Here is a 302-nt window from a genome sequence, read left to right on the forward strand (position 1 = left end):
ATAATAAATCTTTTTGGTGGAGCCAAGCGGGATCGAACCGCTGACCTCCTGCTTGCAAGGCAGGCGCTCTCCCAGCTGAGCTATGGCCCCAAAAGGAAATATAAAGTTATATGGTGGGCCCTAGTGGACTCGAACCACCGACCTCACCCTTATCAGGGGTGCGCTCTAACCAGCTGAGCTAAGGGCCCATAATAAACCACCAAAGAAGTTCTTCTTTAGTGGTTGCGCTTGGCGACGTCCTACTCTCCCAGGACCCTGCGGTCCAAGTACCATCGGCGCTGGAGGGCTTAACGGTCGTGTTC

General features: G+C 54.0%; 2 tRNA genes and 1 rRNA gene. All 3 read right to left on the reverse strand.

Annotated elements, in window-relative coordinates:
- Positions 1-14: 14 nt before the first annotated feature.
- Positions 15-90: transfer RNA gene (locus ACUYLD_RS25565), tRNA-Ala, on the reverse strand.
- A 21-nt stretch (positions 91-111) separates the two neighbouring features.
- Positions 112-188 (reverse strand) — tRNA-Ile (locus ACUYLD_RS25570).
- Positions 189-226: 38 nt separating this feature from the next.
- Positions 227-302, reverse strand: a 5S ribosomal RNA gene (gene rrf / locus ACUYLD_RS25575); the annotation flags it as partial.

Source organism: Paenibacillus sp. SER-28, assembly GCF_052906305.1.